The following is a 16,324-nucleotide window of genomic DNA, read 5'->3' on the forward strand; positions in this document are numbered from 1 at the left end:
TGATGGGTAGGGGAGCGTCGTGTGCCGGGTGAAGCAGCCGTGGAAACGAGTTGTGGACGGTTCACGAGTGAGAATGCAGGCATGAGTAGCGATACAAGAGTGGGAAACTCTTGCGCCGATTGACTAAGGGTTCCTGGGTCAAGCTGATCTGCCCAGGGTAAGTCGGGACCTAAGGCGAGGCCGACAGGCGTAGTCGATGGACAACCGGTTGATATTCCGGTACCCGCTTTGGAGCGCCCAATACTGAATCAGGCGATGCTAAGTCCGTGAAGCCGCCCTGGAGCCTTCGGGCAAAGGGGAGTGGTGGAGCCGACGGACCAGACTTGTAGTAGGTAAGCGATGGGGTGACGCAGGAAGGTAGTCCAGCCCGGGCGGTGGTTGTCCCGGGGTAAGGGTGTAGGCCGTGTGGTAGGTAAATCCGTCACATGTTAAGGCTGAGACCTGATGCCGAGCCGATTGTGGTGAAGTGGATGATCCTATGCTGTCGAGAAAAGCCTCTAGCGAGCTTCATGGCGGCCCGTACCCTAAACCGACTCAGGTGGTCAGGTAGAGAATACCGAGGCGTTCGGGTGAACTATGGTTAAGGAACTCGGCAAAATGCCCCCGTAACTTCGGGAGAAGGGGGGCCATTTCTGGTGATGACATTTTCTGTCTGAGCTGGGGGTGGCCGCAGAGACCAGCGAGAAGCGACTGTTTACTAAAAACACAGGTCCGTGCGAAGCCGTAAGGCGATGTATACGGACTGACGCCTGCCCGGTGCTGGAACGTTAAGGGGACCGGTTAGTCTGGATTCGTTCAGGCGAAGCTGAGAACTTAAGCGCCAGTAAACGGCGGTGGTAACTATAACCATCCTAAGGTAGCGAAATTCCTTGTCGGGTAAGTTCCGACCTGCACGAATGGCGTAACGACTTCTCGACTGTCTCAACCATAGGCCCGGTGAAATTGCATTACGAGTAAAGATGCTCGTTTCGCGCAGCAGGACGGAAAGACCCCGGGACCTTTACTATAGCTTGATATTGGTGTTCGGTTCGGCTTGTGTAGGATAGGTGGGAGACTGTGAAGCGCCAACGCCAGTTGGTGTGGAGTCGTTGTTGAAATACCACTCTGGTCGTGCTGGATGTCTAACCTGGGTCCGTGATCCGGATCAGGGACAGTGTCTGGTGGGTAGTTTAACTGGGGCGGTTGCCTCCTAAAGGGTAACGGAGGCGCCCAAAGGTTCCCTCAGCCTGGTTGGTAATCAGGTGTTGAGTGTAAGTGCACAAGGGAGCTTGACTGTGAGACTGACGGGTCGAGCAGGTACGAAAGTAGGGACTAGTGATCCGGCGGTGGCTTGTGGAAGCGCCGTCGCTCAACGGATAAAAGGTACCCCGGGGATAACAGGCTGATCTTCCCCAAGAGTCCATATCGACGGGATGGTTTGGCACCTCGATGTCGGCTCGTCGCATCCTGGGGCTGGAGTCGGTCCCAAGGGTTGGGCTGTTCGCCCATTAAAGCGGTACGCGAGCTGGGTTTAGAACGTCGTGAGACAGTTCGGTCCCTATCCGCTGCGCGCGTAGGAGTCTTGAGAAGGGCTGTCCCTAGTACGAGAGGACCGGGACGGACGGACCTCTGGTGTGCCAGTTGTTCTGCCAAGGGCATGGCTGGTTGGCTACGTTCGGAAAGGATAACCGCTGAAAGCATCTAAGCGGGAAGCCTGCTTCGAGATGAGGGCTCCCTCCCACTTGATGGGGTAAGGCTCCCAGTAGATGACTGGGTTGATAGGCCAGATATGGAAGCATCGTAAGGTGTGGAGTTGACTGGTACTAATAGGCCGAGGGCTTGTCCTCAGTTGCTCGCGTCCACTGTGTTGGTTCTGAAGCCACGAACAGACCAACGGTTGTTCTAAGTTTCGAAGTTTTTCGGATTCGGTGAACTAGCTGATGTCCCGCTTTGCGGGGTGCCAGATTCACTTTACTAACTGAAGAGTGTGCTTGTTCGCTCGAAACCGAATGGGTTTCGGTGGTTATAGCGTTAGGGAAACGCCCGGTTACATTTCGAACCCGGAAGCTAAGCCTTTCAGCGCCGATGGTACTGCAGGGGGGACCCTGTGGGAGAGTAGGACGCCGCCGAACAATTTTTCCAGGACCCCTGGTCCCAGCGTTCAGCTGGGACCAGGGGTCCTTTTGTTTTGCCGGAGCGCGCCGCAGGGGTCGGTGCGTGAGAATGAACGCAGTACCGAAGACAGGAGTCACGTCGATGTCCACCAACTCTTCCGACGATCGTTCGGAGCGCCGGCCGAGGCGCGACGCCGGCGACCGCGGTGGTTTCCGTCGGGATGACCGTCGTGACGACCGGGGTGGCGACCGCGGTGGGTTCCGTCGCGATGAGCGTGGCGGCGACCGTGGCGGGTTCCGTCGGGATGACCGTCGGGACGAACGGCGCGATGACCGTGGCGGTTTCCGGCGCGATGAACGGCGTGACGACCGGGGCGGCGACCGCGGTGGTTACCGTCGTGACGACCGTCGGGACGAACGGCGTGACGACCGCGGCGGGTTCCGACGGGACGAGCGTCGTGACGACCGGGGCGGCTTCCGCCGGGACGACCGGAGTGGTGAGCGCGGGGGGGTCCGGCGCGATGACCGTCGAGACGAGCGTCGTGACGACCGTGGTGGTTTCCGTCGCGATGACCGTGGCGGCGAGCGCGGTGGGTTCCGTCGGGATGACCGTCGGGACGAGCGGCGCGATGACCGTGGTGGCTTCCGTCGCGATGAGCGGCGTGACAACCGTGGTGGCGAGCGCGGTGGCGACCGTGGCGGGTTCCGTCGCGATGAGCGGCGTGACGACCGTGGTGGCGAGCGCGGTGGCTTCCGCCGGGACGACCGCGGCGGCGATCGTGGCGGTTTCCGTCGGGACGACCGTGGTGGCGAGCGCGGTGGCTTCCGTCGGGACGACCGGGGCGGCGACCGTGGCGGTTTCCGTCGGGACGACCGGCGTGACGACCGCGGTGGGTTCCGTCGCGATGACCGGGGCGGCGACCGTGGCGGGTTCCGACGGGACGACCGGCGTGAGGACCGTGGCGGGTTCCGTCGGGATGAGCGGCGGGATGAGCGGCGGGATCGGGATCGGGAGCCGATCAGGCGGCTGCCGATTCCGGAGGACGTGACCGGCGATGAGATCGACAAGGCGGTGCGGCAGGAGCTGCAGAGCCTGCCGAAGACGCTCGCCGAGGACGTCGCCAAGAACCTGGTGATGGTCGCGCGGCTGCTCGACGAGGAACCGGAGAAGGCGTACGGGTACTCGCTGGTGGCGCTGCGGCTGGCGTCCCGGGTTGCGGCGGTGCGCGAGGCCGCGGGCTTCGCGGCGTACGCGTCCGGGAAGTACGGCGAGGCGCTCAAGGAGTTCCGGGCGGCGCGGCGGATGACCGGCAGCGCGGAGCTGTGGCCGGTCATGGCCGACTGCGAGCGGGGGCTCGGGCGGCCGGAGAAGGCGCTGGCGATGGCCGGTGAGCCCGAGGTGCAGCGGCTGGACCGGGCCGGCCAGGTCGAGATGCGGCTGGTCGCGGCAGGGGCCCGGCGGGACATGGGGCAGGCGGACGCCGCGGTGGTGACGCTGCAGAGCCCTGAGTTGGCGTCCGGCGCGGTGCACCCGTGGACGGCCCGGCTGCGGTACGCGTATGCGGACGCGCTGTTGGAGGTCGGGCGCGAGGGCGAGGCGCGGGACTGGTTCGCCAGGGCGCTGGAGGCCGATCAGGCCGGTGCCACGGATGCGTCGGACCGGCTGGCTGAGCTGGACGGGGTGCAGTTCACCGATGCGTTGGAGGAGGACGAGGCGGAGGCCGGGTCCGAGGCTGAGCGCACGGTCGGGTCCGGTTCCGAGGAGGGCACGGACAAGGGTGAGTAGGCGAGTCGGCGCATGGATGCGCTGAGGTAGTCGAGACGGCGAGAAGGGCGGGCCCGGGTGGGCCCGCCCTTCTTCTTTTTGTGGGGGAGGGAGGTGGTCAGGGGGCGTAGGGGGCGATGGGGTTGTGGAGGGTGCCGATGAGTTGGAGGGCGCCGGCGGGGTCCTGGAGGTCGACCATCTGCTCGTTGTTGCGCAGTTGGAGGCGGTTGAGGCAGGAGAGGGCGAACTCCGGGGTGAACATGTCGTGTTCGGCGAACTTGTCGGCGAGGTGGGGGTGGGCCGCCTGGTAGTCGCTGACGGTGGCGGCGACGGTGCGCCAGAAGGTGTCCTCGTCGAGGGTGCCGCGGTCGGCGAGGGTGGCGGCGAGGAAGCGGAAGAAGCAGTCGAAGACGTCGGTGAAGACGGAGAGCAGCTTCTGGTCGTCGGGGACGTCGGCGCGGATGCGCTCCACCGTGGGCGGGAGGACCGCGTCAGCGGACATCACGGCGATCTCCTCGGCGATGTCCTTGAAGATCACCCGGGCCACCGCGCCGTCCTCGATGACCAGGATGGCGTTCTCGCCGTGCGGCATGAAGACCAGGTCGTAGGCGTAGAAGGCGTGCAGGACCGGGGTGAGGTAGCCGTCGAGGTAGCGGCGGAGCCAGACCTCGGGGGCCAGGCCGGATTCCGCGATGAGGGCGGCGGCGAAGGAGTCGCCGGCGCGGTCGACGTGGAGGAGGGAGGCCATGGTGGCCAGCCGCTGGCCCGGTTCGAGGGTGGGGACCGGGCTCTCGCGCCAGAGGGCGGCGAGCATCTTGCGGTACGGGGAGCCCTTTTCGGTGGCGGCCTCGTACTGGCGGTGGTGGTAGCCGATGGCGGCGCGCTCGCGGATGATCGAGAAGCGGGCGGCGCGGAAGGTGTCGTCGGCGTCGATCAGGCGGGCCAGCCAGTCGTTGATGGCGGGGGTGGCCTCCATGTAGGAGGCCGAGAGGCCGCGCATGAAGCCCATGTTGAGGACCGACAGGGCGGTCTTGACGTAGTGCCTCTCGGGGCTGGTGGTGTTGAAGAAGGTGCGGATGGACTGCTGGGCGAGGTACTGGTCGTCGCCGGGGCCCAGGCAGACCAGGCGGCGCTGGGCGACCTCGGCGGCGAAGGTGACGGAGAGCTTGTTCCACCACTGCCAGGGGTGGGTGGGGAAGAAGAAGTAGGCGTCCGGGTCGAGGCCGAGGGAGGTGAGGGTGGCGGTGAAGCGGGCCCGGGTCTCGGCGGGGAGCTCGGCGTCGATGAGGGTGGCGTAGTCGAGGCCGGCGCCGGCGGTGAAGGTGGTGTGGTCGCGGTGGGCGGCCAGCCACAGGAGCGTCAGCGGGGCGGCGGCCTCGGGGGCGTAGGCGTGGTACTCGTGGACGCCGAAGCCGAGGCGGCCGTTGTTGGCGACGAAGCAGGGGTGGCCCTCGGTCATGCCGGTCTCGACGGCCTGGAAGCCGGCGGCGGCGAGCTCGGCGGCGGTGGGGGCCTTGCCGGCCAGCTTGTAGGCGGTGCCGGAGAGGGTGGAGCTGATCTCCTCCAGGTAGACCGGGAGGATGGTCTCGGACAGGCCGAGGGAGGTGTGGAACTCGGTGATGAAGTCCAGTGCGTCCAGGGGGAGTTCGGCGTCGTCGCGGTGGCGGCTGATGCTGTCCGGATCGATCTGCCAGTGGTCGAGGGCCCGTCTGTGGGCGGTGAAGCGGTAGGTGGTGGTGGCGTCGTCGCTGCGGACGGCGTAGCGGTCGGCGCCGTCCGCTACGCCCAACGGCTCGGGCGTGAGCAGGCGTTCGTGGGTGAACTCGGCGAGGGCCTTGCGGACCAGGGCGCGGTTGGCGCGCGCCCACAGCTCGGGGGTGAGGTGGGCGACGGCGTCCTGGGCGGGCTGCTGCGGGGCGGTCATGGGCGGTGGTCTCCTCGGGTGGCCAGGAACTGGTCGCGGGTGCAGATGCTGAGGTGGGCGTCTTTGGAGGGGAGTTGCACGGTGCGGACGACCTCGAAGCCGACGGACTCGTTGAGGGCGTGCACCGCGGTGTTGCGGGTGTCGGGTTCGACGACCACGCGCTCGACGGTCGGGTCGGCGAAGAGCATCTCCATGACGGTGGTGATCACCGCGCGGGTGAAGCCGTGGACGGGGGCGTTCGTCGGGGCGGTGAGGAAGTGCATGCCGACGTCGCCGGGGCGGGCGGCGTGGATGCCGACCAGTTCGCGGTGGGCGGGGTCGTAGCGCTCCATGAGGAAGGCCGGGGTGCCGTTGTGCAGGCCGAGGAAGGCGTCGTGGTGGGGGTCGCCGTCGATCCGGGTGAACTCCTTCTCGACGGCGGGCAGATCGCACTCCTGCATCAGCCAGAAGACGGCCTTGGGGTGGGTGACCCAGGTGTGGAGGACGGGCGCGTCGGCGAGCGGGTCGACGGGCCGCAGGGTGAACTCCCCGAGGGCGGGGTCGGTGCGGGTGAAGAGGGGGGCGTTCACGCGGATATCTCCATCGGGTCGTGCGGGCCGGCCGGGGCGGCGAACTCCTGGAAGGCGATGGCCTTTTCGACCGGGTAGTGCTCGCGGCCGAGGAGTTCGCGGATGATGCAGGAGTTGCGGTAGGCGGCCATGCCGAGGTCGGGGGTGACGAATCCGTGGGTGTGCAGCTCGGCGTTCTGCACGAAGATGTCGCGGCCGGTGGTGTCGATGCTGTAGTTGCGGGCGACGTCGTAGCGGCCCTGGGCGTCCCAGGCGATGCGGTCGCGGACCGGGTCCAGGAAGGCGGGGATGCGGTAGCGGTAGCCGGTGGCGAGGACCAGACCCTGGGTGGTGAGGGTGAAGTCGCGGTCCTGTTCGGCCTGGTGCATGCCGAGGGTGTAGGTGCCGGTGGCCTCGTCGTAACGGGCTTCCGTCAGGGCCGAGTTGGTGAGCAGGCGGGTGCGGACCGGGCCGGCCAGGCGCTTTTGGTAGAGCAGATCGAAGATGGCGTTGATCAGCTCGGAGTCGATGCCCTTGTAGAGGTGCTTCTGGGTGGCGTTGAGGTGGTCGCGGGTGGCCGCGGGGAGGGCGTGGAAGTAGTCCACGTACTCCGGGGAGGTCATCTCCAGGGTGAGCTTGGTGTATTCGAGGGGGAAGAAGCGGGGGGAGCGGGTGGCCCAGGTGAGCTGGTAGCCGTGGGCGTCGATGTCCTGGAGCAGGTCGTAGTAGATCTCGGCGGCGCTCTGGCCGCTGCCGATCAGGGTGATGCTGTCCTTGGCCTGGAGGGCTGGCTTGGCGTCCAGGTAGCCGGAGTTGTGCGCCGCGTCGCCGCCCAGGTCGCGGCAGGACTCGGGCAGGTGCGGCGGGGTGCCGGTGCCCAGCACCAGCTTGCGGGTGCGGAAGGTGTGGCGCTCGCCGCGGTGGTCGGCGTGGACGAGGTAGAGCTCGGCGCGCTCGTCGTACTCGACGGCGGTGACCGTGTGGGAGAAGCGGATGCTGTCCAGCTTGCCGGCGGCCCAGCGGCAGTAGTCGTTGAACTCGGCGCGCAGCGGATAGAAGTTCTCGCGGATGTAGAAGGAGTACATCCGGCCCGATTCCTTCAGGTAGTTGAGGAAGGAGAAGGGCGAGGTGGGGTCGGCGAGAGTGACCAGGTCGGCCATGAACGGCACCTGGAGGTGGGTGCTGTCCAGCATCATGCCGGGGTGCCAGTCGAAGCCAGGACGGTCGTCGAGGACGAGGCCGTTGAGCTCCTCGATGGGCGCGGTCAGGCAGGCCAGGCCGAGGTTGAACGGGCCGAGGCCGATGGCGAGGAAGTCGTAGGGGGTCTCGTGGGGGACGGTCACGGGATGTCTCTCCGCAGGGGGGTGGTCGGTCGGGGAGGTGTCAGGGGGCGCTGAGGGCCGGGGCGGGGCGGCCGGCGCCGGGCTGCTCGGCGAGGTAGCGGCCGGCGTGCTCGGCGATCAGGTCGAGGACGGCGGCGATGTCGTCGAGCGTGGTCTCGGGGTTGAGCAGGGTGAACTTCAGGTAGTGCCGGCCGTCGACCTTGGTGCCGGCGACGATCGCGGCGCCGGAGGCGAACAGGGCTTCCCTGGCGTGGAGGTTGACCCGGTCGGTGAGCTCGGGGTCGGGGTCCTGGGTGCCGCCGGGGAGGTAGCGGAAGACCAGGGTGCTGAGCTGGGGCTCGACGACGACCTCGAAGCGCGGGTCGTCGTGCAGCAGTTTCCAGCCGTCCGCGGCCCGGTCGATGACCTCGTCGAAGAGTTCGCCGATGCCCCTCGCGCCCATGGTGCGCAGGGTCAGCCAGAGTTTGAGGGCGTCGAAGCGGCGGGTGGTCTGGAGCGACTTGTCGACCTGGTTGGGGATGCGCTGCTCGACCATCCGGCGCGGGTTGAGGTAGTCCGCGTGGTAGGTGACGTGCCGCAGCGCGGCGCGGTCGCGGACCAGGACGGCGCTGGAACTGACCGGCTGGAAGAAGGACTTGTGGTAGTCGACGGTCACCGAGTCGGCGCGCTCGATGCCGGCGAGGAGGGCGCGGCGGCGGGAGACCAGCAGGCCGCAGCCGTAGGCGGCGTCCACGTGCATCCAGGCGCCATACCGGGTGGCGAGGTCGGCGATCTCCGGGAGCGGGTCGAGGGAGCCGAAGTCGGTGGTGCCGGCGGTGGCGACGACCGCCATGGGTATCAGGCCGTCGCGGCGGCAGCGTTCCAGTTCGGCGGCGAGGGCGTCGGTGCGCATCCGCTTGGTGTCGTCGACCGGGACGGCGATGACGGCGTCGGCGCCGAGGCCGAGCAGGGTGGCGGATTTGCGGATGCTGAAGTGGCTGACGGCGGAGGTGAGGATGCGCAGCCGGGGCAGCAGGGCGGCGCGGCGGGCGTCGGCGCTCTCGGCGTCGTCGGCGTCGTCGCGGGCCAGTTCGCGGTGGCAGGTCTCGTCCCGGGCGAGCAGCATCGCCTGGAGGTTGGACTGGCTGCCGCCGCTGGTGAAGATGCCGTCGGCGTCCGGGCCGAGGCCGATCCGCTCGGCGGTCCAGTCGACCAGGCGGCGCTCGATCAGGGTGCCGCCGGCGCTCTGGTCCCAGGTGTCGAGGGAGGAGTTGACGGCGGAGAGCACGGCCTCGCCGACGAGCGCGGGGATCACCACGGGGCAGTTGAGGTGCGCGAGGTAGCGGGGGTGGTGGAAGTAGATCGCGTCGCGGAGGTAGAGGTGCTCCAGCTCGTCGAGGGCGGCGGCCGGGTCGTTGAGCGGGGCGTCGAGGTCGACGGCGGCGACGGTGGGCGCCAGTTCGTCGACGCGGACGCCGGTGAAGGGGCGCTCGGTGGTGGCGAACCGGTCGCGCAGCCGCGTCACGCTGTCGGTGACGGCGGCGTGGTAGCGGTCGGCGGTGCGGTGGTTGAGGAGATGGGTGCGGCTGTCGGCCGGGTCCTCGGCGGGGTGCGCGAGGAGACTCATGAGGGGCCCTCCCTGGTGCGGGTCGACCGCGTCCTGTGCAGGCAGGTGGTGCACAGGGGCAGGGAATCCGCCCGATGACGCAGTGAGGTAAGCCTAACCTAACTGGATCACCGGGTGGATTCGGGGTGCCCGCTGGGGGCCGTCAGTCCCCTTGTTCCTCCAGGGTCCGCAGCACCAGACCGGTGGCCGGCTTCGGTCCGAACGACGTGGACTTCCGGGGCATCGTGACGCCCTGCTCGGCGAGTTGACGGACCGTCTCCTCGGAGGTGGGGCGCATCAGGACGGCCGTCCCGCCGTGCCGGGCGGCCTGCGCCACCGCCGCCTCGGTGTGATGGAGATAGCCGATGTCCGACGGGTGGTCCGGGATCCGCCAGACCTCGTCCAGCAGCACCGAGTGCAGCACCGTGGCGTCCAGTTGCCGCCACGCCTCGGGCCGGTCGGTGCGGATCGCGCGGTCGAGCAGCCCGGGGTCGGGCTGGTCCAGGAGGTGGAAGCAGTCCGGGCCGCCGGCGAGCACGAAGGCCGCGCCGGACGTCTTGGCCAGCGCCTCCAGGGCGGCGGACAGCTCGCCCGGCAGCCGGCGGACCCGGAACGCGCCGGCCACGTCCGCCAGCGCCTTGACGGGCGGCAGGTGCGGCAACACCCGGTGGATGGCCCGGACCTGGAGCGGGTAGCGGGCGGTGTCGACCAGCAGCACCAGGCCGGAGGCCCAGGGGGAATCGGGCCCGGCGTCCGGGCGCTGCTCGTACAGCCGCCGGTAGGTCGCCCAGCGGTGGTGGCCGTCGGCGATCAGCGCCCGGCGGCGGGCCAGGTCCGCGTCGACGGCGGCCAACTCGGCGGGGTCGGTGACCGCCCACAGGCGGTGCGCGAAGCCGTCCTCGGTGGTGGTGGCGAGCAACGGGGGGTGCTGGGCGGTGCGCTCGATGACGCCGGCGGCGCCGTTGGCGGTGCCGTCGCCGCAGTACGACAGCAGCAGCGGCTCGAAGTTGGCGGCCGCGGCGTCCATCAGGGCGGCCCGGTCCGCGACCACCTCCGGGATGACGTCCTCGTGGGGCAGCACCGGACCGTCCAGGCGGAGCGCGCCGATCAGGCCGCGCTGGAGGAGGTCGCCGGCGCGCTGCTCGTAGACGTACAGCGCGGGCTGCGGGTCCGGTGTGAGGATTCCCTCTTCGCGCCAGCGGTGCAGGGTGTCGGCGGCCTGGCGGTGGCGGGTGGCCGGGTCGGGGGCCTGCGGCAGGATCAGCCGGACGATGTTGTAGGGATCGGAGGTCTCCAACGCCCGGACGCCGTCCGGGCGGACCACGACGTCGTAGGGCGGGGAGGTGACCGCGGTGAGGCTGCTGACCCGGTCCGGGGCGTAGCGCAGGCCGCGGAACGGGAGGAGGCGGAGGCCGTCGGATGTGGTCATTGAAGAATGCTATGCCGGGAAGGGGGTGCGGGATGATCGGGGGAGCGGCCGCGTTCGGCCGGAAACATCGGTAGCCGCGCGGGTGCCGACGGGCGGGCCCGGTGAGGTTCGGGAACGACCCGCGCACCGCGCACGAGGGACCCCCTCCGTGCGGCACGGAGGAGCGAGGAGCGGGACGGCATGAACGAGCAGGTTCGCGGGCGAGGTCGACCCGACGGGTGCCGGCGCGCGTTGAGCGAGGCGTACGACACGGCGCTGCTGGATCTGGACGGGGTGGTCTACGCCGGCGGACGGGCGATCGACCATGCCGTGGCGTCGCTGACCGCGGCCCGGGACGGCGGGATGCACCTGGCGTACGTCACCAACAACGCGGCCCGCACGCCGCGGACGGTGGCCGACCAACTGTCCGGATTCGGTCTGCCGACGACCCCCGAGGACGTGATCACCTCCGCGCAGGCGGTGGCCCGGCTGATCGCCGAGCAGGTGCCGGCCGGCTCCCGGGTGCTGGCCGTCGGCGGCGAGGGGCTGCGGGTGGCGCTGCGCGAGCGGGGCCTGGTGCCGGTCGACTCGGCGGACGACGACCCCGCGGCGGTGGTGCAGGGCTACGACCCGACGCTGGACTGGGCGCGGCTGGCGGAGGCCGCGTACGCGGTGCAGCGCGGGGTGCCGTGGTTCGCCTCCAACACCGACCTGACGATCCCCAAGGAGCGCGGCATCGCGCCCGGCAACGGCGCGCTGGTCGAGGTGGTGCGGATCGCCGCCGGCGGGGCGCCGCAGGTGGCCGGGAAGCCGCAGCCGCCGATGCACCGGGAGACGGTGCTGCGGACCGGTGCGCGGCGGCCGTTGGTGGTCGGGGACCGGCTGGACACCGACATCGAGGGTGCCTGGAACGGCGGGGTGGACTCCCTGCTGGTGCTCACCGGCGTGACCACGCCGGCGGAGCTGCTGGCCGCGCCGCCCGCGCACCGGCCGAGCTACGTGGACGCGGACCTGCGCGGGCTGCTGCGGCCGCAGCCGGAGGTGACGGCGGACGGCGCCGGCTTCGCCTGCGGCGGCTGGCGGGCCGAGGCCGCCGGGGGCGAACTGGTCGTGGACGGCGAGGGGGAGCCGCTGGACGGGCTGCGGGCGCTGTGCGCGGCGGCCTGGACCGAAGCGGGCGGGGGGAGTTGCCCGGTGGACCCGGCCAAGGCGCTGCACCGGATCAGTATGTGACGTCACGTCAGGTGCGTGACCGGAGGATGCGGGCGGGCCCCGCCGCGGGGAGCGGCGGGGCCCGACGGCTCACTTGGCGGTGGCGGTGGCCGCCGCGGTCAGCTCCGCGATCAGGTCCTCCTCGGTGGCCCCGCGCCGCCAGTAGCCGGTGAACTTGACCGCCCGGCGGTCGAATCCGCGCTCCCCGACCAGGTGCCGGCGCACCGCCTTGACGGTGCCGGCCTCACCGGCGATCCAGGCGTACCCGGTGCCCTCGGGCAGCTCGGCGGCGCGCAGCGCGGAAAGGACGGCCTCGCCCTGGTGGGCGGTGGAGCGGTCCCGGGCGAGCCAGGTGACGTCGGCGTCCGCGAAGGTCGGCAGCGGCTGTTGGTCGCCGTCGTGGCCGACCTCGATCCAGACCTTGACGGTGGTGCCCGGGGAGAGCCAGGCCAGGATGCCGGCGATGGCCGGCAGGGCGGTCTCGTCGCCGGTCAGCAGGATCCAGTCGGTGCCGGGCGGCGGCCGGAAGTCCACCCCGCCGTTGTCCTCGACGGCCGGCGCGAGGACGGTCAGCCGGTCGCCGGGCCGGGCCGCGAGCGCCCAGCGGCTGGCCGGGCCGCTGCTGGGGGAGGCGGGGTCGTCGGCGCCGTGCAGCGCGAAGTCCACGTCGAACTCGCAGGGGTCGTGGCGCTGTTCGCGGATGGTGTACGAGCGCATCACCGGGCGCTCGGCCGGGTCCTGGGCTCGCCAGGCCGCGTACCAGCCGTCCCCCATGTCCTCGAAGACCGGCGCGGCCTGGTGGGGCTGCGGGAGGAACAGCTTGAAGCGCTGGTCCCGGCCGCCGGAGGCCAACTCCTCAAGCCGTTCCCCGGTGAAGGTGATCCGGACCATGGACGGGCCGAGCCGCCGGGTGCGGACGACCTGGACGTCGAAGAAGCGGAACGGCGCGGTGGTGGGGGCGGCGGTCGCGGTCATGTCGGAACCTCCCGGGACGGGGCGGGCTGGGGCGGGTGGACCGGGCCGGCGGTCAAGCCGGCCCGGGTTTAGGTCAGTTGACCTTCTTCGCGCTCTCGATGGCCTGGGCGAGCGACTCCAGCAGCGGGGCGGCGCCGGCGTACGAGAAGCGCGGCTCGCTGGACCAGGGGGCGATCTGGCCGGCCTTGACGGCGGGGAGCTTGGTCCAGGACGGCTTGGCGGCCAGGTCCTTGGGCTGGAGGGTGGCGGTGCGGTTGTCCAGCAGCAGCACGTCCGCCTTGTACTTGTCGGCGTTCTCCCAGCTCAGGGACTCGAAGTAGCCGCCCTTGTCCAGGTGGTCGGGGACGATCAGGTCCACGCCGAGGGACTTGAAGTACATGAGGTCCGCGTTGACGCCCGGGTTGGAGGCGTAGAAGAGGTCGGCGCTGCCGGAGCAGGCGAGGACCTTGACCGGGTGGGCGGCGGCGGCCTTGCGCAGCCGCGCGGCGGCCTGCTCGAAGCGGGCCTTGGCGTCGGTGACCTTCTTGGCCTTCAGGTCCGCGCCGAGCGCGGCCGCGAGGTCCGCGTAGCGCCCGATGATCTGGTCGAGCGGCTTCCGGGAGGCGGTGAGGGCCACGGACTTGGCCAGCTTGGTGATCTTGTCCTTGCTGTCGTCCGGGACGTACCAGAGCGCGCCCGGCTCGTACATGTTGGTCACCAGCAGGTCGGGGGCGAGGCCCGCGTACTTCTCGACGTTGAACTGGTTGTAGGCGTTGCCGATGATGGTGACCTTGTCGACGTCGAGGTCGCCGGCCTGCGGGTCGGGCTTGCCGTTGCCGAGCTTGGTGGGGCCGAAGACGCCGATGATCTGGTCGCCGATGCCGAAGTCGTGCAGCGCGGCCGCGGTGCCGGTGAACGCGACGATGCGGCGCGGGGTTTCGGAGAGCGAGACCTTCTGCTTGCGGTCGTCGGTGAAGGACCACGGGCCGCCCTTGCCGCCGCCCGCGCCCCCGGATTCCTTGCCCCCTCCGCAGGCGGCGAGCAGGGCGCCGATGCCGACGGCGCCGCCCGCGGCCAGCACGCCGCGACGGGACAGGGATACGCTTCGGGTGGTTCGCATGGCTTTGGTGCTTCTCTCTGGAGCTGCACGCCCCAACGGGCATGGTGGGCAGGCCGAACCGGAAGGGCCGGCAGATCGACAACGTGTGAGGGTAGGCTAACCTAACTGACGTGTTGGTCGACAGTCCCCCCGCAGCCAGTCCCCCCGAGGCGGCGCCGCCCCCCACCGCGCCCCGCCGACGATCGGCCGCCCGTGCCGCGGGACTCGCCGCCTCCGTCGGCGTGCTCGCCGTCGTCGCGGTCCTCGGCATCGCGGTCGGCGCCAAGCAGATCCCCCTCGACCAGGTGTGGCACGGGGTGTTCCACTACTCCGGCTCCGACACCGACGTCGTCATCCGCGACGTGCGGCTGCCGCGCACCCTGCTCGGGCTGTTGGCCGGCGCCGCCCTCGGCCTGGCCGGCACCGTCATGCAGGCGCTCACCCGCAACCCGCTCGCCGACCCCGGCGTGCTCGGCATCAACGCCGGCGCCTCGGCCGCGGTGGTCTCCGCCATCAGCTTCCTCGGCGTCACCTCGCTGTCCGGCTATGTCTGGTTCGCCTTCGCCGGCGCCGCGGTGGTCTCGGTCGCGGTCTACGTCCTGGGCGGCACCCGCAGCGCCACCCCGGTCCGGCTCGCGCTCGCCGGCACCGCGCTGACCGCCGTCCTCACCGGCTACCTCAACGCCGTCAACCTCCTGAACTCCGCGGCGCTGGACCGGATGCGCTTCTGGACGGTCGGCTCGCTGGCCTCCGCGACCATGCCGACGGTGACCGAGATCGCGCCGTTCCTGGTGGCCGGCGCGGTCCTCGCGCTGCTGCTGGCCCGCCCGTTGAACGCCGTCGCGCTCGGCGACGACCAGGCGCGGGCGCTCGGGGCCAGGCTCACCCGCACCCGGGTGCTGGCGATGGTCGCGGTCACCCTGCTGTGCGGCGGCGCGACCGCGGTCTGCGGCCCGATCGTCTACGTCGGCCTGATGGTGCCGCACGCGGTGCGCGCCCTCACCGGCCCCGACCTGCGCTGGATCCTGCCGTACTCGGCGGTGCTCTCGCCGGTGCTGCTGGTCGGCGCGGACGTGCTCGGCCGCGTGGTGGCCCGGCCCGGCGAACTCCAGGTCGGCATCGTCACCGCCGTCATCGGCGGCCCGGTCTTCATCTACCTCGTCCGGCGCCGACGGATGGCCCAACTGTGACGGCCGCACGGGGAGGGCCGGGGCCGGCCACCGGACAGCGCCCGGGCCGCGCCGGGGAGGAACGAGGAGAGAGCGCAGTGAACGCGACAGTGAAGCCCCAGAAGGCCGGGCCGTCCACGGGGACGCCGGGCCGGCGGGCCCGCGCGGTGCGCACCGCGGGCGGCCTCTCGCTCCGGTTGGACGCCCGCGCCGTACTGGTCGGGAGCCTGCTGCTGGCCGTCGCGCTGGCCGCCGCGGTCGCCCTGATCGGCTCCGGTGACTACCCGATGACGCCGTCACAGGTGCTGTCCACCCTGACCGGCGGCGGCACGACGGGCCAGGAGTTCATCGTCCACGAACTGCGGCTGCCGCGGGTGTTGGTGGGGCTGCTGGTCGGCGCCGCCTTCGGCCTCGCCGGCGCGGTCTTCCAGGCCGTCTCCCGCAACCCGCTGGGCAGCCCGGACATGCTCGGCCTCTCCCAGGGCTCGTCGGTCGGCGCGCTGATCGTGATCGTGTGGTTCCACGGCGGGACCTTCGCGGTGGCCGGCGGCGCGGTCGCCGGCGGGGTGCTCACCGGGCTGGCCATCTTCCTGCTCGCCTGGAAGCGCGGCATCCACGGCTACCGCTTCGTCCTCGTCGGCATCGGCGCCGCCGCCATGCTCTACGCCGTCGTGCTCTACCTGTTGACCAAGGGCACCATCTACGACGCGACCCGGGCCACCGCCTGGATGACCGGCTCGCTCAGCGGTCGCGACTGGACCCAGGTCTGGCCGCTGGCCGCGGTCTGCGCGGTGCTCGTCCCGGTGGTGCTGCTCCAGGCGCGCCCGCTGCGGATGCTGGAGATGGGCGACGACGCGGCCGCCGCGCTGGGCGTGCGGACCGAACGCGTCCGGATCACCCTGCTGTTGGCCGCCGTCATCCTCGTCGCGGCCGGTACCGCGGCGGCCGGCCCGATCTCCTTCGTCGCCCTCACCGCGCCCCAGCTCGCCCGCCGGGCCACCCGCTCGCCCGGCCCCAACCTGCTGCCCGCCGCCCTCATGGGCGCCGCCCTGCTGGTCGGCGCGGACTGGGCCAGCCAACGGCTCTTCGGCGCCGACCAGTTGCCGGTCGGCGTGCTGACCGGCGTCCTCGGCGGCGGCTATCTGCTGTGGCTGCTGGTCATCGAGCGGAAGGCGGGACGGGTGTGAGCCAGCGCGCCGGCGCGCCCGTCCCCGCCCGGCCCCC

General features: G+C 70.6%; 12 protein-coding genes and 2 rRNA genes (1 of these 14 only partly in view). 7 read left to right on the forward strand and 7 right to left on the reverse strand.

All coding sequences use genetic code 11. The features are described 5' to 3' along the window. The 4 genes from PV796_RS29210 to PV796_RS29225 form a co-directional block, all read left to right on the forward strand. A 23S ribosomal RNA gene (locus PV796_RS29210) occupies positions 1–1,826 on the forward strand; it begins 1,295 nt to the left of the window's first position. 168 nt (positions 1,827–1,994) lie between these two features. Continuing rightward, positions 1,995–2,111: ribosomal RNA gene (gene rrf, locus PV796_RS29215) — 5S ribosomal RNA — on the forward strand. Between the two features lie 203 nt (positions 2,112–2,314). Then, on the forward strand, positions 2,315–3,142 hold the full coding sequence (locus PV796_RS29220; protein WP_274919411.1) for a hypothetical protein: 828 nt from the start codon (positions 2,315–2,317) through the stop codon (positions 3,140–3,142). Then, positions 3,121–3,879 carry a hypothetical protein gene (locus PV796_RS29225; protein WP_274919292.1) on the forward strand — a complete coding sequence of 253 codons (759 nt, stop codon included), beginning with the start codon at positions 3,121–3,123 and terminating at the stop codon, positions 3,877–3,879. The genes PV796_RS29220 and PV796_RS29225 overlap by 22 nt, the downstream gene beginning before the upstream one ends. A 97-nt stretch (positions 3,880–3,976) precedes the next feature. Here PV796_RS29225 and PV796_RS29230 read toward each other — a convergent pair whose 3' ends face one another. The 5 genes from PV796_RS29230 to PV796_RS29250 form a co-directional block, all read right to left on the reverse strand. Next, positions 3,977–5,782 (reverse strand): IucA/IucC family protein, encoded by a 1,806-nt coding sequence (locus PV796_RS29230; RefSeq protein WP_274916439.1) that lies wholly within the window; start codon positions 5,780–5,782, stop codon positions 3,977–3,979. Then, positions 5,779–6,351, reverse strand: coding sequence for a GNAT family N-acetyltransferase (locus PV796_RS29235; protein ID WP_274916441.1), 573 nt, complete (start codon positions 6,349–6,351; stop codon positions 5,779–5,781). Before PV796_RS29235 ends, PV796_RS29230 begins: the two co-directional genes overlap by 4 nt. Further along, on the reverse strand, positions 6,348–7,673 hold the full coding sequence (locus tag PV796_RS29240) for a lysine N(6)-hydroxylase/L-ornithine N(5)-oxygenase family protein (protein WP_274916442.1): 1,326 nt from the start codon (positions 7,671–7,673) through the stop codon (positions 6,348–6,350). The genes PV796_RS29235 and PV796_RS29240 overlap by 4 nt, the downstream gene beginning before the upstream one ends. A 40-nt stretch (positions 7,674–7,713) precedes the next feature. Then, positions 7,714–9,279 carry a pyridoxal phosphate-dependent decarboxylase family protein gene (locus PV796_RS29245; RefSeq protein WP_274916443.1) on the reverse strand — a complete coding sequence of 522 codons (1,566 nt, stop codon included), beginning with the start codon at positions 9,277–9,279 and terminating at the stop codon, positions 7,714–7,716. A gap of 142 nt (positions 9,280–9,421) precedes the next feature. Continuing rightward, complete coding sequence (locus PV796_RS29250; RefSeq protein ID WP_274916444.1) at positions 9,422–10,687, reverse strand: DUF1015 domain-containing protein; 1,266 nt, start codon at positions 10,685–10,687, stop codon at positions 9,422–9,424. 180 nt (positions 10,688–10,867) lie between these two features. Here PV796_RS29250 and PV796_RS29255 point away from each other — a divergent pair, with 180 nt between their 5' ends. Then, the gene (locus tag PV796_RS29255) at positions 10,868–11,899 is read left to right on the forward strand and encodes an HAD-IIA family hydrolase (protein ID WP_274916445.1); all 1,032 of its coding nucleotides are present in this window, start codon (positions 10,868–10,870) and stop codon (positions 11,897–11,899) included. Between the two features lie 69 nt (positions 11,900–11,968). Here the strand turns inward: PV796_RS29255 and PV796_RS29260 are convergent, their stop codons facing one another. After that, positions 11,969–12,853, reverse strand: coding sequence for a siderophore-interacting protein (locus tag PV796_RS29260; RefSeq protein ID WP_274916446.1), 885 nt, complete (start codon positions 12,851–12,853; stop codon positions 11,969–11,971). Between the two features lie 73 nt (positions 12,854–12,926). After that, complete coding sequence (locus PV796_RS29265; RefSeq protein WP_274916447.1) at positions 12,927–13,952, reverse strand: ABC transporter substrate-binding protein; 1,026 nt, start codon at positions 13,950–13,952, stop codon at positions 12,927–12,929. A 110-nt stretch (positions 13,953–14,062) separates the two neighbouring features. Between PV796_RS29265 and PV796_RS29270 the strand changes: the two genes are divergently transcribed. Together PV796_RS29270 and PV796_RS29275 are read left to right on the forward strand one after the other, a co-directional pair. Then, positions 14,063–15,121: a FecCD family ABC transporter permease gene (locus PV796_RS29270; RefSeq protein ID WP_274916448.1), complete on the forward strand. Its 1,059-nt coding sequence runs from the start codon at positions 14,063–14,065 to the stop codon at positions 15,119–15,121. A gap of 77 nt (positions 15,122–15,198) precedes the next feature. Then, positions 15,199–16,287 carry a FecCD family ABC transporter permease gene (locus tag PV796_RS29275; RefSeq protein WP_274916449.1) on the forward strand — a complete coding sequence of 363 codons (1,089 nt, stop codon included), beginning with the start codon at positions 15,199–15,201 and terminating at the stop codon, positions 16,285–16,287. Positions 16,288–16,324: the final 37 nt, after the last annotated feature.

Origin of the sequence: Streptomyces sp. WZ-12 (assembly GCF_028898845.1) — a bacterium.
Classification (GTDB): domain Bacteria; phylum Actinomycetota; class Actinomycetes; order Streptomycetales; family Streptomycetaceae; genus Streptomyces.

Bases quoted from the DNA above. Each gene is read 5' to 3' on its own strand.
- PV796_RS29220 (WP_274919411.1), top strand. From the start codon at position 2,315: ATGACCGTCGTGACGACCGGGGTGGCGACCGCGGTGGGTTCCGTCGCG.
- PV796_RS29230 (WP_274916439.1), bottom strand. From the start codon at position 5,782: ATGACCGCCCCGCAGCAGCCCGCCCAGGACGCCGTCGCCCACCTCACC.
- PV796_RS29245 (WP_274916443.1), bottom strand. From the start codon at position 9,279: ATGAGTCTCCTCGCGCACCCCGCCGAGGACCCGGCCGACAGCCGCACC.
- PV796_RS29250 (WP_274916444.1), bottom strand. From the start codon at position 10,687: ATGACCACATCCGACGGCCTCCGCCTCCTCCCGTTCCGCGGCCTGCGC.
- PV796_RS29255 (WP_274916445.1), top strand. From the start codon at position 10,868: ATGAACGAGCAGGTTCGCGGGCGAGGTCGACCCGACGGGTGCCGGCGC.
- PV796_RS29260 (WP_274916446.1), bottom strand. From the start codon at position 12,853: ATGACCGCGACCGCCGCCCCCACCACCGCGCCGTTCCGCTTCTTCGAC.
- PV796_RS29265 (WP_274916447.1), bottom strand. From the start codon at position 13,952: ATGCGAACCACCCGAAGCGTATCCCTGTCCCGTCGCGGCGTGCTGGCC.